Source organism: Shewanella hafniensis (assembly GCF_019655335.1).
Classification (GTDB): Bacteria; Pseudomonadota; Gammaproteobacteria; order Enterobacterales; family Shewanellaceae; genus Shewanella; species Shewanella hafniensis.
Window position 1 is genome coordinate 1 of sequence record NZ_BPFD01000016.1, and the last position, 17,297, is coordinate 17,297.

The following is a 17,297-nucleotide window of genomic DNA, read 5'->3' on the forward strand; positions in this document are numbered from 1 at the left end:
AAATATAAGCATTATCAAGTGCATACTAAAAGCAAGTGGTTTTTGTTGAGGGGGTAAATCAGGTTGCAATTTTGTAATCGAACGAAATTGATTTCTTGTGTATTAAATTGGCATTTTTGCTTAGTTTGCGGGTGTTTTGTAAGCAAAAATCGTTGAAAATGACTTGGTGTAAAAGTTTCATGTTGCTTCCACTAAATTGTCATCTGGCGGTGTTGCGGCGTAATGAATGGCGACAGTCAGGATAACTGTGGAGCTTAGTCGGTGACTTGATTAGAATGGGGCGACTCATTAAAAGGATATGTGCGCGTGTCAGAATCTGTTTTTCAGCTTGAATCGCAATTCGCCCCCGCAGGCGACCAACCTACAGCGATAGCCAAATTAGTCGATGGACTCGAAGCGGGTTTAGCTTGCCAAACCTTACTTGGGGTGACGGGCTCAGGTAAAACCTTCACGATTGCCAATGTGATCCAAAAGTTGGGTCGCCCGACAATTATCATGGCGCCGAATAAAACCTTGGCGGCGCAGCTTTATGGCGAGATGAAAGAGTTCTTTCCCCATAATGCGGTCGAGTATTTTGTCTCTTACTACGATTACTATCAGCCAGAAGCCTATGTGCCTGCATCTAACACTTTTATTGAGAAAGATGCGTCAGTAAATGCCCACATTGAGCAAATGCGCCTGTCGGCGACCAAGGCGCTGTTAGAGCGCAAAGATGTGGTGCTCATCGCCTCTGTGTCGGCCATTTATGGTTTGGGTGATCCTGATTCCTATTTAAAAATGTTGCTGCATCTGCGCCAAGGCGATGTGATGGGGCAGCGTGATATCTTAATCCGTCTCAGTGAGTTGCAATATACGCGTAATGATATTGAACTGCAGCGCGGCACCTATCGCGTGCGTGGAGAAGTGATTGATGTTTTCCCTGCCGATTCTGAGCGTAATGCCATTCGTGTTGAATTGTTCGACGATGAGATTGAGCGTTTAAGTGAGTTTGACCCGTTAACGGGCCATATTATTAAACGGATAGCACGTACGACGGTTTACCCTAAGACTCACTATGTGACGCCGCGGGAAAAAATTATCGCCGCCACTGAGTTCATTAAAGAAGAACTGCGTGAGCGTAAACAATATTTACTCGATAACAATAAGTTAATTGAAGCACAGCGTATTCATGAGCGAGTGCAATACGATGTGGAAATGATGGTGGAGTTAGGTTACTGCTCCGGTATCGAAAACTACTCGCGCTATTTGTCTGGCCGCGCTCCTGGGGAAGGGCCGCCAACCTTGCTCGACTATTTGCCCGCTGACGGCTTATTAATTATCGACGAATCCCATGTGACTGTGCCGCAAATCGGCGCTATGTACAAAGGTGATCGTTCCCGTAAAACCACGCTCGTGGAATACGGTTTCCGCTTACCGTCGGCATTAGATAACCGCCCGCTCAAGTTTGAAGAGTTTGAACAATTGATGCCGCAGACCATTTATGTGTCGGCGACGCCAAGTGCTTACGAGTTAGAAAAGAGCGAAGGCGAGATTGCAGAGCAGGTCGTACGACCGACAGGGTTACTTGATCCTGAATTAGAAGTGCGCCCAGTCGGTATTCAAGTGGATGATTTATTGTCCGAAATCGCCAAAAGGGTGGCGGTGAATGAGCGGGTATTAGTTACAACACTGACCAAGCGTATGTCGGAGGATTTGACCGAATACCTAGACGAGCATGGGGTGAAAGTGCGTTATTTGCATTCCGACATCGACACGGTGGAGCGAGTGGAGATCATCCGCGATCTGCGATTAGGAAAGTTTGATGTGTTGGTTGGGATCAACCTCTTGCGCGAAGGCTTAGACATGCCGGAAGTATCTTTGGTGTGTATTTTAGATGCCGATAAAGAGGGCTTCTTGCGTTCTGAACGCTCGCTTATTCAAACCATCGGCAGAGCCGCGCGAAACGTCAATGGTAAAGTGATCCTCTATGCTGACCGTATTACTAATTCGATGGCCAAAGCCATGGGTGAAACTGAGCGTCGCCGCGAAAAACAGCGGGCTCATAATCTAAAACATGGGATCATTCCGAAGGGGGTGGTTAAACGTATTACAGATGTGATGGATGTGGATGATGGTCGTGACACTAAAGCTGTGTATGGCAAAGTGGCAGAGTCTAAGTCCGATTACCACAAAGTTGATGCAACTGAGTTGAGCCATCAAATCGATAAGCTTGAGAAGAAGATGCACGAACATGCGCGCAACTTAGAGTTTGAACAAGCGGCGGCGATGCGTGATGAAGTAAAACATCTGCGGGATCTGTTGATCAAGGCCTAGATTGACCTCGGCGCTCAAGATCAAAAAAAGCCGTCCAGCAATTATGCTGTAACGGCTTTTTAATCTGTGCTGGTGAACTAACCGGCGACTTTTACGGGGCGAAACTTCAACGTGATGAATACCGCTAAAGCACAAATCAGCCCACAGATTAAACCGACCAAATGCGCTTCGGTTGCCACGCGTGCACCTATAATGGCGGTGACATCACTGCTGGCGCCGTAAAGCTGCTCGTGGCCAACCTTGATGAACACGCCAACGAGTAGCAGATAGCCCGAGCGCAGCTTGCGGACGATATCCTGCACCGCGCCGTAGGCGAATAAGCCATGCAACATACCGCTTAAGCCGACATAACCGAGTAATTGCGGATAGCCCAAATATAAGCCTACACCTTCGAGTAAACATAACACCAGGAACAGTGCGCTTAAGCCTTTGAGATGGTAGTGGAAATGATGCAAAAACAGTACAACCCACAGCCCTGCAAGGTTCATCAACAGGTGCCACTGATTGGTGTGCAATAAATTACCGCTGATTAAGCGCCACCATTCGCCATCAGCAATGGCACTGCGGCGATAGGCGAGCAGGTTGTCGACAGCGGGACTGGCTAAGCCTGCGACATACAAACCCGCACATATCAAACTCACTATCAGCGCAACCCAATAAGGACTGCGTGTCATGCCTTAGGCTCGTTAGCGTCGAGTGAAGCCATGACTGCGGTTTTATCCTGTAGATAATCGTCCAACCCCCGTTTACGCAGATGACAAGCTGGGCAATCGCCACAACCATCGCCAATCACGCCGTTATAGCAAGTGAGTGTATGGTGACGAACCAGTTCGAGTTGCGAATATTTATCCGCCAGCGCCCAGGTTTGTGCCTTATTGAGCCACATTAAGGGCGTGATGATCTTCAGTTGTTTATCCATACCTTGAACTAAGGCAGATTCCATCGCTTTAACAAAATCGTTACGGCAATCTGGGTAACCCGAAAAATCGGTTTCACACACGCCGGTGATAATCGCCTGCGCGCCTAATTGATAGGCATAAATCCCCGCAAGCGTTAAAAACAGAATATTACGCCCTGGCACAAAAGTATTCGGCAGGCCATTTTCCATTAACTCGTGTGAAACGGGAATCGCATCACGGGTAAGCGCCGATATCGCTAACTCATTGAGTAAGGTGACATCCATGACTTTATGGCTGGTGATTTTCAAGCGTTTAGCTAAGGATTTGGCGACTTCAATTTCTTCGCGGTGACGTTGACCGTAGTCAAAGGTGATCCCGTGTACTTCATCGTACTGGGTTAGGGCTTGGATAAGACAGGTTGTCGAATCTTGTCCGCCACTGAATACTACCACTGCTTTTGACGCTAAGGGTTTTGACACTAAGCTCGTTGACATAAAAGATTTCACTTCACCGTAGAACACTCTCAAATAGGCCGTTAGTGTAACTCAGGCCATAGGGCTTGCAAACTCTGACGAACGACATCAAATCGGCGTTGTCGGCGCAAAAACTTGCAGCTCAAGCTAAAATCCACTATAAATGCCGCCCCAGAAAAGTGGAACGCCAGCATGAACTACCCAGTCAACGAAGTATTTGAAACCATTCAAGGTGAAGGTGTCTTTACCGGAGTGCCCGCCATATTTGTCCGCCTGCAAGGTTGTCCCGTGGGATGCGCTTGGTGCGACACGAAACAGACATGGGATGTGCTGGAAGCCAATAAGGTCTCGCCTGAACAAGTGATTACCGTCGATGGCAACATTGGTCGCTGGGCAAACCATAGCGCGCAAAGTCTTATTGCTGCTTTTGATGCTAAAGGTTTTACTGCGCGCCATATTGTGATTACTGGCGGCGAGCCTTGTATGTACGATTTACGCGAATTAACTGAAACCTTGCACAGCCAAGGCTTTGCGACCCAAATCGAAACCAGTGGTACCTTCGACATCAACTGTGCCGATGACACTTGGGTGACGGTATCGCCCAAGGTGAACATGAAAGGGGGCTATCAGGTATTAGCGCAGGCGCTGAACCGCGCCAATGAGATCAAGCATCCTATCGCCACTGAAAATCATATTGCTGAATTGGATGAGTTGCTGCAAGACATCGATATTTCAGCGAAAACGATTTGCCTTCAGCCGATTAGTCAAAAGCCTAGAGCGACAGAACTGGCGATGAAGGTGTGTATTGCCCGTAATTGGCGCTTATCGATCCAGACCCATAAGTATTTGAATATTGATTAATGCCCTTCAGTTAATCTATAAACGATAAAAAAACGCCTCACAATTGTGGGGCGTTTTTTATGGGTGACGTTTAGCTGTGGACTTTAAAGCCGTCGACTGAAGGTAAGTGATTCAATCGAGTCGGTTAATCAAGCTCACTTAACTGGCCGAAATGATTAAATGCTGCAAGTTGACGCTGATAGGGCGCAATATCGCCGATGTTAGCTGTAATCCAATCTATATCGTAATAAGTATCAAGGTAACGTTCACCCGAGTCACAAATGAGGGTTACTATTGAGCCATGTTCTCCACGCGCTTGCATTTGTACGGCAAGTTGTAATGCGCCGTACAGGTTGGTTCCTGTGGATGCGCCGGTTTTACGGCCAATCAATTGTTCTAACCAATGAATTGTCGCCACCGATGCGGCGTCGGGGATTTGCAGCATAGTATCGACAACACCAGGGATAAACGATGGCTCGACTCTCGGTCGACCTATGCCTTCAATCTTACTGCCATTACAACAGGTTAAGCTGGCATCGCCGCTCTGATAAAAATCAAAAAACACCGAGTTTTGTGGGTCGACTACGCAAAGCTGGGTCGTCAACCTTTGATATCGGATGTAACGGCCTATGGTCGCCGAGGTGCCGCCTGTGCCTGGACTCATCACTATCCAACGCGGGATAGTATGTGGCTCGCGCTCCATCTGATTGAAAATCGAATTGGCGATATTATTGTTACCGCGCCAGTCGGTTGCGCGCTCGGCGTAGGTGAATTGATCCATATAATGGCCGCCAAGTTCTGCGGCGAGGCGTGCCGATTCGGCGTAAATTTCACTGGAATGGTCGACAAAATGACATTGGCCGCCATAGAAAGTGATCTGCTCAATCTTCTTTTTAGCCGTGCTTTTGGGCATCACGGCAATAAAAGGTAAACCGAGTAAGCGGGCAAAATAGGCTTCAGAAATCGCCGTGCTACCCGATGAGGATTCGATAATGGGCGTACCTTGCTTAATCCAGCCGTTACACAGGGCATAGAGAAAGAGTGAACGGGCGAGGCGATGCTTTAAACTGCCTGTCGGGTGGGTACTTTCATCTTTAAGATAAATATTTATGCCATCGAGCATAGGTAATTCAAGCTTAATCAAATGGGTATCGGCGCTACGCTGAAAATCCGCTTCAATCTTGCCTATCGCATGGGCTTCCCACGTTGGGCAGAGTCTGTGAGCACTGTGTGAGTCCACTGGCGGTTGAATCGTGTTCGATATCATAGTAGTTACTTCGAAAGGGAGCATTTTTAGAGCATATCACAGGGACGGGTAAAGCGGTTTTATTGGTTCATTACTAGCTTGGGATCGTTAGCTTGAAGTCGCGCGAGGCGTGATTGCTGTTAAAGACAAATATTGTGAAATAAAAGATGTCTTCAAACAAAGATGGCTTTAAACAGGAGTGCAGTTTAATACAAAGAATGTAATCAGAACAAAAGGAATAGATGAAGTTATTACAGATAAAACGGGAATAAAAAACGGAAGTTGAACAAGAGCGATAGAGATAATGAAAGAAATGGTGGAGGGAGAAGGATTCGAACCTTCGAAGGCTGAGCCGTCAGATTTACAGTCTGATCCCTTTGGCCACTCGGGAACCCCTCCACAAACTTTCTTTACTTTTAAAACTGAACCAAACATTGGCCATGTTTGATACTTGAAAATGATAATCTACGTTAGAGATAAAGATGGTGGAGGGAGAAGGATTCGAACCTTCGAAGGCTGAGCCGTCAGATTTACAGTCTGATCCCTTTGGCCACTCGGGAACCCCTCCACGAATACTTTTAACGCTATTGTAAAACTCTACATCATTTTCGAACAACACCCACAAACTTACAGTGCAAATGGTGGAGGGAGAAGGATTCGAACCTTCGAAGGCTGAGCCGTCAGATTTACAGTCTGATCCCTTTGGCCACTCGGGAACCCCTCCTCAATTGCGGCCGCCATAGTAGTCAGAAACCTTTTGCATGTAAATACCCAATTTAAAAATTTTCCTAAAGTTATGCATCAAATGGTCGATTAACTAACAACGAATTGTTTTGACGATGTTTTTTTATGCAAATTGATGTTCCTTTAGTCAACGAAGCCCAAATTGGCACCCGCTTAAATGCGGCGATAGAAAACGACAGACGGGGCGAATTCGCCCTGTTGCTGTCGTTACTGTCGGTTGACGCACGGGACATGGCGCAATTTCAATGGCAAAAAGATCTCGATATGGCGCAAAAATTACAGCGTCAGTTCGAATTACCACCACAGCAAAGCTTAATGGCGGATTTATCCTCAGCCGAACCTGTAGTCGATAACAGCAGTATTTTTATGGCGCAAGGTCCGCGGGCATTTCAATTACAGCAGGCACTACGACCGGAAGCCTTAGTGATCCGAGGCGGTGAGAGCGTTGCAATGGCCGAGGCCCTGAGTAACTGTGATCATGTCACCCAGCTCAGGCAGCGGGGCCAACTCAGCGCGCCTAAGGTTGAAATCATGCATTTTGCCGATCAATTGGCAATCCAACGTAATCTCGTGCCTCTGCTTGCTTCTGCCTAGTTACCCATTTCCAGCAAGTCCTCTACAATACCAATAGCGTCAATCTGCGCCATTTCAGTAAATAAGCGTGAGCTAAAGCCAGTTATCTTGAGGCTTAATTACCTATAATTCTGATTAACCTATCGAGTTACCCACTTACCGCGCAAATAAATTAGCGGCATAGTTTAGTGATGCCGTTAATCGGTCGCTTTATAAATAAGGAATACAGATGAAAGGCATAATAGAAGCACAGAATCCGGCGGTGAATGATACTTGCACCGATTGTGGCAGTTTTGTCGATATCGGCGCCGTCATTGATGAACATGATACGTTATTGACGTTAAATTTTGTTGGCGATAGCGCGCAAACAGATGCCGAAAGTATGGCGAGCCGCGCCCAAGCTCGATTTGCTGAAGTACAAACTGAGTTTGTGACCACGGCGGCGGGTATCGATTTACTGCTGACCTTTGGTGTGAGCGCCGAGAAAATGATTTTCCAATTGGAAAACGGTTTATAAGTTTTTGTGCAGCACTTTTAGTGGATAGATTTTAGCGGATAGAATTCGAGCTTAATCGTTTTAACTGTCTAAAAATGCTGCAGTTGTTAACTGAATTGTAATAAATTGTGCCACATGTTGCTGCACTTACAATAGATAGTGTAATCTGCCTCCAAATAAGAATAATTCAATCAGCTTAATTGCACATTTCAAGGTACGTTTGCGCGTAGCAAAGACCTTTAGCCCAACACGAAGTTTTGTAGGGAATCAGCGTGAAGCGACGTCAGCATCAGCATTTATTGGAGTCTTTGGTTCAGTCAACTGCAAAACAGCAGGGCGATTTCACCAAGACAGCAGAGTTAGCCACAGAGTTGTTGTGCCAGAATTTAGCGGTTTCTTTGGTGTCAGTGTGGACGTTTTCAGCTGATCAACAAACCCAAACACTCGTTGCACAATTTGGTTCTATGATGTTGCAAGACATTCATAGGCCTAAACTATTACAAGCTTGTCCCCGTTATGTGCACGAGCTTAAAACCCTGCGCCATATCGATGCCGGCAATGCCCTGACCGATCCCCGTTTAAGTGAATTGGCAGAGTGCTACTTTATCCCGCGGCACATCAATTCAACTCTCGACATCGCCATTCGCATTAATGGTCGTCTCGAAGGTGTGCTCTGCATCGAGCGGGCGCAATTCACTCCCCATTGGCACGACAGCGAAATCCACCTATCGTGCCAGATGGCCGATCAATTAGCCCTGACCTTAGCGACAAAACACAGCTACGACAAAGAAGAAAGTTTGAGCCTATTTCGCTGCGCGACGGAGCAATCGCGACAGATCAGTATGCTCATTAATTTGCATACTGAAAAAGTCGAGTATGTGAATCAGGCACACAGTGAAATCACTGGCATGCCCCGTGAGCAGATAATCGGCGCAAATATCCGTGAATTGGCTTTTTTTAAGCAGCATGCCCAATTAGCCGAGCAAACCCTAGCGCAGATATTTAGGGGCGAGATTGCCAAAGGCGAAGTGCAGTTTAGTCGTGCCGATGGCAGCCGCTATTGGCTGACATACGTCTTGAGTCAATTCATTACTGATCGCGGCAATCATTATGCCTTGGTCTCGTGTGAAGAAAATACCGATGAGCACAACTACAAGTCAGAGCTTGAACGCCTCGCTTGGCGCTGTGGATTAACGGGGTTACATAACCGCACCCACTTTAATCGAGTGCTTGAACGTACCAATAAAGGTTTGTTGTTATTAGTTGATTTAGTAGGATTTAAGCGGTTTAACGATACCTATGGTCATGAGAATGGCGATAGCTTGTTGATAGAAATTGCCCGCCGTTTGAAACATTTCTCCGAAATCAATAAAGCCACCGAAATTGCCCGCGTCGGCAGCGATGAATTTGCCGTATTGTTGACCGATGATAACGCGGTATACGATCTCGACTATTTTAGTACGCGTCTGTATCAGCATCTGGCTATGCCTATCTTAATCGGTCGCGAGCAAGTCGAGCCTAAGCCTGCCTTAGCTGTGGTTGATATCGCCTCGGTGGCGAGTTTGTTTGCGCCGTTAACCTGTGCCGATATTGCTGTTCAGTATGCTAAAAAGAAAAAAGGCACTGCAATCCAAGTGTTTAACAGTACTTTGTTGAGCGCATTTAAAGAAGATGCGCAGATAGAGCGCGATTTACACAGTGCCATTCGTGGCCGTCAGTTTGAGCTTTATTATCAGCCACTGAGGGATTTAGAGCAGAATACCTATATTGGTGCTGAAGCTTTAATCCGTTGGCACCATCCTAAAAGGGGCGTGCTATTTCCCGCATCTTTTATCGACATTGCCGAGCAGTCGGGGATGATTAATTCCATTGGTAGCTGGGTGTTAGAGGCCGCATGTCGCCAGTTGAACCTATGGCAACACCATAATGCGGACATGACAATGCACGTGAATGTGTCGGCCCGTCAGTTTTTCAGTGGCAATTTATTCGAGCAGGTGTGGCAGCTGTTGACTCGTTATCGATTGAAACCTAAGACGTTAATTTTAGAGATCACTGAAACTGAGTTGATGGGCGACATTCGCCACGCGACGCTGTTATGCCAAGAATTAGCGGAATTAGGCGTAGGGCTTGCGATTGACGATTTTGGCACGGGTTATAGCTCAATGCGTTATTTGAAGCAGTTCCCGATCAGTAAACTTAAGATTGATCGGTCGTTTATTTCAGATCTGACTGTGAGCCGCGAAAGCCGCGAAATTGTCTCAGCCATTATCGCCATGGCGAGTGCTTTGAATATCTCTTTGACGGCAGAAGGGGTTGAAACCCTTGAACAAGAAGCCTTTTTAGCGAAAAGTTTTTGCCATCAGGCGCAGGGCTATCTCTATAGCCCCGCATTGCGGGAGCCTGAGTTTGCACAATTTATTTTGTCGGCCAAAAGCCCTTCGGTCTTGACCCACTAGACTGGTGTACTTGTTAAATCAGAGGGATTTTAAGCAGCATTGTTTGAATTTTTTACCGCTATGGCAAACGCAAGGATCATTTCTGCCGGGTAACTTCGCCGTCATTTGCAGGCCTTGGCTGTAATACCAGCGGCCCGTTTGATAGATGAATTCCGAACGTTCATAGATAGCATCAATTTTACCTTCGAGTGTGTACCAAGCCTTAAATTTCACTGTGCCATGTCTTGGTTCATCTTCGGCTTGACTCGCTTGAATGCTGTGGGCGGGTGTTTCACTGCTGCTGAGTACTTCTAGTCCTAACCAGTGTGGGTGAGGGCCAGTATTGAGACTCGCTAGGGTGAGACCGTTTAGATACTCGGGGTGATGTGTCTTTAATATATAATCAAAATTTTTCAACACAAATGCGCAGTAGCGTGAGCGCATGAGTTGCTCGGGCGTGCGCGCAACGACTTGCCCAGAATCCAGATGAATATGCAGTGGAGAGCAGCAATCTTGATAGCGTTTGCCACTGCCACAGGGGCAGTGTTGTTCAGTTGTCATCATGTATTCTTTGCGATATCGATTTATTTAATAAATTAGGCTTTTATTCTAACGCATTAGGCTGGAATCTGAATGCGTTAAATAGCGTCAGCACAAAACTTAGGGTAATTTTTTACCGACAGGCAAAGGCGGGAACTGGCGGCCATAATACAAATTAGGCACAGGTTTCGCATTTAGATAATAGCTAGGTTCTGCACGATTATTGGTGTCTAAACTTACTTTCCACTGAGTCGCTGAGACCTTTTCTGTACCAATGGCAAATTTGCCTGCAAATTCACTCACAGGTTCGCCCGTTTCTTGTGCGGGATAAAATCGAACTAAATAATAGCCAGTATCTATGGCACCATCGCCGATAATTTTACGTTTAGTAATGCGGAAATCCACGTCGATAGTGGCTTTCTTAGCGCGGATTTTATCGAAAAATTTCTTGTAAATCGCAACGATATTATCTCGTCCATAGTAAATCTCTTTACTTTGACTCTCAGATAAGTAGCTCGCATCATCGGCATAAATTTCACGGGTCACTTCAGGGGATAATTGATTAAAAGCGCTAATAAATAAAGGATAATTAGCATTGATCAATTGATCATCTGTGGATTTTGTATGCGTTTTAGCTGGATTGGCTAAGCTTGGCAGCGACAATAGGCACATCAGGACTAGCGGCAAAAATTTCATTACTTTATTCTAATCTGGCAATCATGGCGTCACTATAATGGAGCCGCCCGCTGAACTAAAGCCTTGAATGTTTACAAAGTGTGTTTCTGTACAAGAGTGTGAAGTAAAGGAGCTTGCCATGCTGGATGATGAATCAGCACTGTTTTTTGAGGAAATGGCCGGAGTTGTACCCCTGAAAGGTGAGGTACCTGTGGTGAGTTTTGCGCCCAAAGCGTTAACGACGGAGCAGATCAATAGACGCGATGCATTACAAAGGGAAGCTTATTTAGCGTGTATGCCGCTGGATTTAAAGGCGTTTGTGCAGCAAGCCCCGGATGAGATTGTCAGCTTTAAACGTGAAGGGGTACAAGGCGGCGTTTTTAAGCGCTTACGCATGGGGCAATACAGTATCAAGATGGAGCTCGATGTGCATGCCTATCGACTTAATCAAGCTCGCGAGGCTGTACTCAACTATCTACTGGCAGCGCAGGCGCATGGTGAGCGGTGCGTGATGTTGATCCACGGTAAAGGTTATCAGAGCCAACCTTTTGCGGGATTACTCAAATCCGCTGTGTGTTGTTGGTTATCACAGCTTGATATGGTGCTGGCCTATCATTCGGCGAAAACGGAGCAGGGCGGCACTGGGGCGCTGTATGTGATGTTAACTAAGTCTGAACAGTTAAAGCTTGAGAACCGTGAAGCCAATCGTAAAGGCATGGGCTGGCGTTAGACCAAAAAAAACAGGCCGTGTATGAAATAAAAAGTCTCGAATAAAAATGCCCAATCTCGTTGGGCATTTTGTTTTATACAACTTGGCGATGGTTTAACTCATGATTACCAACCGCATTGGCGATTAGCCGCGGTATTTTGCTCATCTAACCATGTTTTAAGTGGCGCGAAGTAATCGAGCACAGCTTTGGCATCCATAGCTTCTTTGTCGGTGACTTCTTTCAATGCCTCTGGCCATGGCTTGCTTAAGCCTAACTCGAGCATCTTATTAAGTTTCTCTCCCGCGGCTTGATTGCCATAAATACTGCATCTGTGTACCGGTCCTTTATCGCCCGCAGTTTCACACAGGGCTTGATGGAACTGAAATTGCAGAATATGCGCGAGGAAGTAACGGGTGTAAGGCACATTACCTGGCACATGGTATTTAGCGCCCGGATCAAAATCTGCTTCACTACGTTCAACTGGTGCTTTTATGCCTTGGTATTTCTCCCTGAGATCCCACCAAGCTTGGTTATATTGCGCTGGTGTGATTTCGCCGCTAAACACTTTCCAGCGCCACTGATCTATCATCAAACCAAAGGGCAGGAAGGCGATTTTATCTAAAGCTTGCTTCAGTAAAAGCCCAATATCCTTAGAGGCATCAGGCACTTCTTCAAGTAAACCAATCTGTTTTAAGTAGCTTGGGGTGATCGACAGCGCAATTGTGTCACCAATCGCTTCATGGAAACCGTCGTTGGCGCTGTTTTTAAACAGGAATGGTTGCTGCTTATAAGCGCGTTGATAGAAGTTATGCCCAAGTTCGTGGTGGATCACGCTAAAGTCTTCGGCGGTCTTTTGGATACACATTTTTATGCGAATATCGTCGAGATTATCGAGATCCCATGCCGAGGCGTGGCAAACCACATCACGATCCTTGGGCTGAACAAACAGTGAACGAGCCCAAAAACTCTCAGGCAATGGCGCAAATCCTAGCGACGTGAAGAAGCCTTCGGCTTGTTTCACCATTTTATGTTCGTCATAGCCATTTTTTGCCAGTAACTCAGTGACATCATAACCTGGGTCGGCATTGTCTGGGGCGACTAAGTCATACACATTGCCCCATTGCTGGGCCCACATATTACCGAGTAAATGTGCAGGGATAGGTCCTGTGGTTGGTGCGATGTTATCGCCGTATTCTTTATTGAGTTCACCGCGTACGTAGCAGTGCAAGGACTCATAAAGGGGTTTGACTTGGCCCCAAAGACGGTCAAGTTCCTGTGAAAAATCATCGGGTTTCATATCATATTGACTGCGCCATAGCTCAGACAGGTTTGCATAACCGAGATCCTTCGCGCCTTCATTGGCCAGTTCCACTTCACGTTCAAATAAGGGACGCATAGGTTTGGCGATTTCACGCCAGCCTTTCCACGCTTCCAGTAATGCAACGGGATCACGTGATTCGGCCATTAAACTCGATAGCTCAGGCTGGGTCATACAGTTACCGTCGGCAAAACAGTATTTTCCTTTGCCGTATAAGCCATTTAATTCTGAGCTAATTTGCGCAAGCTCGGCATTTTTCGCAGGGTCTAGCGGGGCGGGTAACACTAACGCACTGCGCAATATATTGAGTTTGCGGGCATTAACGGGATCGAGGTCCACATTGGCGTACTTAGCCGCCTCTGTTGCAAATTTTACTGACGCTGCGCTGACCTTTTCACCGACTGCGGCAGAGAGGGCAGCAGTGTCATCGGTAATAAAGTTGCTGTAAATCCACTCGGCGCGATTAGATTCAATCGATAATTCAGCCATTTTGGCTTCTGCATCGTTAATAAAAGCAATCGCTTGTGCTTTATTAGGTGTGGTATTGATGACCGCCGCTTCAGTGCTAGCAGGCTTGTCTGTTTTACTTTGTGCATCATTACAGGCTGTTAATCCCAGCGCTAAGGCGACTGTGAGGGCGATTTTACTGCGACGATTCAATGAAATAACCATGTCTACTTGTCCTTGTTGTTTTTGTGTTACACAGTTTACCTAAACCACAGGGTTATTGCACAAGGGTTAATTGACTTGTTTTTAACACTTATTCGGACATGTGCGACATACCGCTTATATCACAGACTAGAAAGCGGTGAATTTGTCCAATTTTAGTTTGACATCCGTGGTGCCAATGTTTAATTTAAACGAGTGTTTTAAATTAATTCAAGGTCACGGAATGGCAAGTCGATCCGATACAAAAACTAGAATACTTGATGCCGCAGAAAAACTGTTCGCTGAACGGGGCTTTTCTGAGACCTCGTTGCGACTCATCACCAGTAAGGCTGAGGTGAATTTAGCATCGGTCAATTATCACTTTGGTTCTAAAAAAGAGCTGATCCGTGCAGTATTAGCGCGTTATTTAGACGTGTTTATGCCTGCGGCTTCAAACCAAATTAATCGCTTAAATACCGCGCCAGCACAAGCAACACTCGAAGAAATTCTGTCTTCGCTGGTCGATCCTTTATTGGATTTAAACGCGCTACGTACTGAAGGCACCACGATCTTCCTGCAGCTTTTAGGACGCGGTTATATCGAAAGCCAAGGGCATTTACGTTGGTTTATCACGACCCATTATGGCCAACATTTGGATGCATTTGTTAAAGCTGTATCGGCCAGTGCGCCACATATTCCACCCGCTGAAATGTTTTGGCGTTTACACTTTACCTTAGGCACTATCGTATTCACTATGGCGTCGGCCGATGCCCTAAACGATATCGCTGCTGCTGAGTTTGGTGAGCATAACGACATCGAAGCCGTTATCCGTAAAGTGATCCCATACATGGCGGCTGGCGTATCAGTCCCCGTTTCTTCTTAATTAAAAGGTCTTGATAATGTTGACGATTATAATTCTTGCCCTGATAGCCATTGTCGTGTTGTTTGCGGTGAAAAATATCCGGATGCAGTTTATTACCCGCCCAGTTTTTAGTTTTTTCAAGAAGGTCTTACCGCCACTTTCAGATACCGAGCGCGAAGCGATGGAAGCTGGTGATGTCTGGTGGGAAGGGGAGTTGTTCCGCGGAAATCCTAACTGGAATACCTTGCACAGCTACGGCAAACCAACGCTGACCGCTGAAGAAAAAGACTTTATCGATAATCAAGTGATGACAGCACTGACGATGATCGATGATTTCGACATAGTGCATAACCGTAAAGATTTACCACCAGAGTTGTGGGAATACTTCAAGAAAGAAGGTTTCTTCGCTCTGATCATTCCGAAGAAATTCGGTGGTAAAGCTTTCTCTGCCTATGCTAACTCTACCATTGTCAGCAAATTAGCCAGCCGCAGCGTAAGCGCTGCTGTTACAGTAATGGTGCCAAACTCTTTAGGCCCGGGTGAGCTGCTGACCCACTATGGTACGAGTGAGCAGAAAGAACGCTGGTTACCCGCTTTAGCTAAAGGCGATGAAATCCCTTGTTTTGCATTAACCGGTCCAGAAGCGGGCAGTGATGCCGGCGCTATCCCCGATGTGGGTATTGTGTGCCGTGATACCTTCAATGGCGAAGAGATGCTCGGGCTAAAATTGACTTGGGATAAACGTTATATCACGCTGGCGCCAGTGGCGACGGTTTTGGGTTTAGCGTTCCAAATGCGCGATCCTGAAGGCTTGCTTGGCGATAAGAAAAACTTAGGCATTACCTGTGCGTTGATCCCCACGGATCATCCTGGTGTGGTCATTGGTCGTCGTCATAATCCGCTGGGCATGGCGTTTATGAACGGTACAACTCAAGGCAAAGAAGTGTTTATCCCGCTGGATTGGATTATCGGTGGACCTGAATTTGCCGGTAAAGGCTGGCGTATGCTGGTTGAGTGTTTGTCGGCGGGCCGCGGTATTTCATTGCCAGCATTGGCTACGGCTTCTGGTCACATGGCGACTAAGACGACAACGGCTTACAGCTATGTGCGTCACCAGTTTGGTATGGCAATTGGCCAGTTTGAAGGGGTGCAAGAAGCGCTGGCGCGTATTATTGCCAACACTTATCAGTTAGAAGCCGCACGCCGTTTAACAACCACGGGTATCGATCTTAAAGTTAAACCTTCGGTCGTGACCGCGATAGCTAAGTACCACATGACTGAATTAGGCCGTTCAGTGATGAACGATGCCATGGATATTCAATCGGGTAAGGGCATTCAATTAGGACCTAAAAACTATTTAGGCCACCCTTATATGTCGAATCCAATTTCGATCACTGTCGAAGGCGCGAATATTCTAACCCGCTCATTGATGATTTTTGGTCAAGGTGCGACTCGCTGCCATCCATACGTGCTTGCCGAAATGGAAGCCGCAGCGATGGAAAACCAACATGAAGCCTTAGAGCATTTTGATGCGTTATTAATGGGTCACATGGGTTATGCCACGCGTAATGCTTTCAGTGCTTTGTTTAGCGCGTTAAGCGGTAGCCGTTTTGGCAGTGCGCCAGTGAGCGGTGAAACTAAGCAGTACTATAAAGATATGTCGCGTATTTCGTCTGCATTAGCCTTAATGACAGATTTATCTATGCTGATCATGGGCGGCGATTTAAAACGTAAAGAAATGCTGTCGGCACGTATGGGCGATGTGCTCAGCCAGCTGTATTTAGGCTCAGCAACCTTGAAGTTGTATGAAGATAATGGCCGTCAGCAGGACGATTTGCCAGCAGTACGTTATGTAATGGCCAATCGTTTGCACTTGGCGGCTAAAGCGTTGGAAGACACGATTCGTAACTTCCCAAGCCGTCCTGTGGCCTGGTTACTGCGCGGCTTAATTTTCCCGCTGGGTAATCACTTCACTGCACCGAGCGACAAAATGGCGACCGATTTAGTCGGCGGCATGTTGAAGCCTGGTCCTGCTCGTGACCGTATTACCTTCTTATGTCCTGAATTTGAAGGAGATAAGGGCGGTATTGCTGAAGTTGAGCAAGCGTTTGTCGCTCAGTATGCCTGTAAAGATATCTATAAAAAGCTGAAGAAAGCGCAGCGTGCCGGTGAGTTGCCAGCCAAAGTGCCTAATCTCGTCTTGTTTGCAAAAGCCCTCGAGACTGGCGTAATCACTGCCGATGAAGAGCAAAAATTGCAGCATGCTGATAAGCTGCGCTTAGCGGCAATTAATGTGAATGATTTCGAAGCGTTATAGTGATTGCTAGTGTTTGATGTTAGTGTTTAATGTCAGCGTTTAATGTCAGTACGGTCTGGTCTAAGCGGTGTTAAGTTTGATGATTACTCCGCTTGGGCCGCTTAGATTCCCCTCAGCAATGAGAGCCGATAAATCAGCATTAACAGAAATCTGCACTTACAAAAAACAGTCAATATAAAAAAACCACCTTCATGAGGTGGTTTTTTAT

General features: G+C 46.5%; 14 protein-coding genes and 3 tRNA genes. 8 read left to right on the plus strand and 9 right to left on the minus strand.

Going from position 1 to position 17,297, the window contains the following annotated elements:
* The first annotated feature begins 306 nt into the window (after positions 1-306).
* Positions 307-2,313: an excinuclease ABC subunit UvrB gene (uvrB, locus tag K5Q99_RS06950; RefSeq protein WP_106650421.1), complete on the plus strand. Its 2,007-nt coding sequence runs from the start codon at positions 307-309 to the stop codon at positions 2,311-2,313.
* 77 nt (positions 2,314-2,390) lie between these two features.
* On the opposite strand, the gene rrtA is transcribed toward uvrB, so the two are convergent.
* Positions 2,391-2,987 (minus strand): rhombosortase, encoded by a 597-nt coding sequence (gene rrtA, locus K5Q99_RS06955; RefSeq protein ID WP_220776441.1) that lies wholly within the window; start codon positions 2,985-2,987, stop codon positions 2,391-2,393.
* A complete protein-coding gene (gene queC / locus K5Q99_RS06960; protein WP_220592910.1) occupies positions 2,984-3,706 on the minus strand; it encodes a 7-cyano-7-deazaguanine synthase QueC in 723 nt (240 codons plus the stop codon). The genes rrtA and queC overlap by 4 nt, the downstream gene beginning before the upstream one ends.
* A gap of 171 nt (positions 3,707-3,877) precedes the next feature.
* On the opposite strand from queC, the gene queE reads away from it, so the two are divergent.
* Positions 3,878-4,546, plus strand: a complete 669-nt coding sequence (gene queE / locus K5Q99_RS06965) for a 7-carboxy-7-deazaguanine synthase QueE (protein ID WP_220776442.1) — start codon at positions 3,878-3,880, stop codon at positions 4,544-4,546.
* Between the two features lie 124 nt (positions 4,547-4,670).
* On the opposite strand, the gene K5Q99_RS06970 is transcribed toward queE, so the two are convergent.
* From K5Q99_RS06970 to K5Q99_RS06985, 4 genes are all read right to left on the minus strand, one after another.
* A complete protein-coding gene (locus K5Q99_RS06970; protein WP_246604410.1) occupies positions 4,671-5,816 on the minus strand; it encodes a PLP-dependent cysteine synthase family protein in 1,146 nt (381 codons plus the stop codon).
* Between the two features lie 269 nt (positions 5,817-6,085).
* Positions 6,086-6,170: transfer RNA gene (locus K5Q99_RS06975), tRNA-Tyr, on the minus strand.
* An 84-nt stretch (positions 6,171-6,254) separates the two neighbouring features.
* Positions 6,255-6,339 (minus strand) — tRNA-Tyr (locus K5Q99_RS06980).
* Between the two features lie 71 nt (positions 6,340-6,410).
* Positions 6,411-6,495, minus strand: a tRNA-Tyr gene (locus K5Q99_RS06985).
* Between the two features lie 125 nt (positions 6,496-6,620).
* Here K5Q99_RS06985 and K5Q99_RS06990 point away from each other — a divergent pair.
* The 3 genes from K5Q99_RS06990 to K5Q99_RS07000 all read left to right on the plus strand — a co-directional run bounded on the left by K5Q99_RS06990 (position 6,621) and on the right by K5Q99_RS07000 (position 10,040).
* Positions 6,621-7,109, plus strand: a complete 489-nt coding sequence (locus tag K5Q99_RS06990; protein WP_106650426.1) for a VC2046/SO_2500 family protein — start codon at positions 6,621-6,623, stop codon at positions 7,107-7,109.
* 208 nt (positions 7,110-7,317) lie between these two features.
* Positions 7,318-7,605: a DUF406 family protein gene (locus K5Q99_RS06995; RefSeq protein WP_006081553.1), complete on the plus strand. Its 288-nt coding sequence runs from the start codon at positions 7,318-7,320 to the stop codon at positions 7,603-7,605.
* A 251-nt stretch (positions 7,606-7,856) separates the two neighbouring features.
* The gene (locus K5Q99_RS07000) at positions 7,857-10,040 is read left to right on the plus strand and encodes a putative bifunctional diguanylate cyclase/phosphodiesterase (RefSeq protein WP_220776443.1); all 2,184 of its coding nucleotides are present in this window, start codon (positions 7,857-7,859) and stop codon (positions 10,038-10,040) included.
* An 18-nt stretch (positions 10,041-10,058) separates the two neighbouring features.
* On the opposite strand, the gene K5Q99_RS07005 is transcribed toward K5Q99_RS07000, so the two are convergent.
* Positions 10,059-10,580 carry a YchJ family protein gene (locus tag K5Q99_RS07005; RefSeq protein WP_373317029.1) on the minus strand — a complete coding sequence of 174 codons (522 nt, stop codon included), beginning with the start codon at positions 10,578-10,580 and terminating at the stop codon, positions 10,059-10,061.
* Positions 10,581-10,679: 99 nt separating this feature from the next.
* Entirely contained in the window at positions 10,680-11,255 is a 576-nt protein-coding gene (locus K5Q99_RS07010) for a YybH family protein (protein ID WP_220776445.1), read from the minus strand.
* Positions 11,256-11,373: 118 nt separating this feature from the next.
* On the opposite strand from K5Q99_RS07010, the gene smrA reads away from it, so the two are divergent.
* Complete coding sequence (gene smrA, locus K5Q99_RS07015) at positions 11,374-11,964, plus strand: DNA endonuclease SmrA (RefSeq protein WP_220592917.1); 591 nt, start codon at positions 11,374-11,376, stop codon at positions 11,962-11,964.
* Positions 11,965-12,068: 104 nt separating this feature from the next.
* Here the strand turns inward: smrA and K5Q99_RS07020 are convergent, their stop codons facing one another.
* Positions 12,069-13,934: a M2 family metallopeptidase gene (locus tag K5Q99_RS07020; protein ID WP_220776446.1), complete on the minus strand. Its 1,866-nt coding sequence runs from the start codon at positions 13,932-13,934 to the stop codon at positions 12,069-12,071.
* A 220-nt stretch (positions 13,935-14,154) separates the two neighbouring features.
* Between K5Q99_RS07020 and psrA the strand changes: the two genes are divergently transcribed.
* A complete protein-coding gene (gene psrA, locus K5Q99_RS07025; protein ID WP_106650433.1) occupies positions 14,155-14,793 on the plus strand; it encodes a TetR family transcriptional repressor PsrA in 639 nt (212 codons plus the stop codon).
* 16 nt (positions 14,794-14,809) lie between these two features.
* On the plus strand, positions 14,810-17,089 hold the full coding sequence (locus tag K5Q99_RS07030; protein WP_220776447.1) for an acyl-CoA dehydrogenase: 2,280 nt from the start codon (positions 14,810-14,812) through the stop codon (positions 17,087-17,089).
* Positions 17,090-17,297: the final 208 nt, after the last annotated feature.

What these genes read in the sequence shown, in the direction of transcription:
- K5Q99_RS06995 (WP_006081553.1), top strand. Translation starts at nt 7,318, where the DNA reads ATGAAAGGCATAATAGAAGCACAGAATCCGGCGGTGAATGATACTTGC.
- K5Q99_RS06970 (WP_246604410.1), bottom strand. Translation starts at nt 5,816, where the DNA reads ATGCTCCCTTTCGAAGTAACTACTATGATATCGAACACGATTCAACCG.
- rrtA (WP_220776441.1), bottom strand. Translation starts at nt 2,987, where the DNA reads ATGACACGCAGTCCTTATTGGGTTGCGCTGATAGTGAGTTTGATATGT.
- queC (WP_220592910.1), bottom strand. Translation starts at nt 3,706, where the DNA reads ATGTCAACGAGCTTAGTGTCAAAACCCTTAGCGTCAAAAGCAGTGGTA.
- queE (WP_220776442.1), top strand. Translation starts at nt 3,878, where the DNA reads ATGAACTACCCAGTCAACGAAGTATTTGAAACCATTCAAGGTGAAGGT.
- K5Q99_RS07005 (WP_373317029.1), bottom strand. Translation starts at nt 10,580, where the DNA reads ATGACAACTGAACAACACTGCCCCTGTGGCAGTGGCAAACGCTATCAA.
- psrA (WP_106650433.1), top strand. Translation starts at nt 14,155, where the DNA reads ATGGCAAGTCGATCCGATACAAAAACTAGAATACTTGATGCCGCAGAA.
- K5Q99_RS07030 (WP_220776447.1), top strand. Translation starts at nt 14,810, where the DNA reads ATGTTGACGATTATAATTCTTGCCCTGATAGCCATTGTCGTGTTGTTT.
- K5Q99_RS07010 (WP_220776445.1), bottom strand. Translation starts at nt 11,255, where the DNA reads ATGAAATTTTTGCCGCTAGTCCTGATGTGCCTATTGTCGCTGCCAAGC.
- smrA (WP_220592917.1), top strand. Translation starts at nt 11,374, where the DNA reads ATGCTGGATGATGAATCAGCACTGTTTTTTGAGGAAATGGCCGGAGTT.
- K5Q99_RS07020 (WP_220776446.1), bottom strand. Translation starts at nt 13,934, where the DNA reads ATGGTTATTTCATTGAATCGTCGCAGTAAAATCGCCCTCACAGTCGCC.
- K5Q99_RS06990 (WP_106650426.1), top strand. Translation starts at nt 6,621, where the DNA reads ATGCAAATTGATGTTCCTTTAGTCAACGAAGCCCAAATTGGCACCCGC.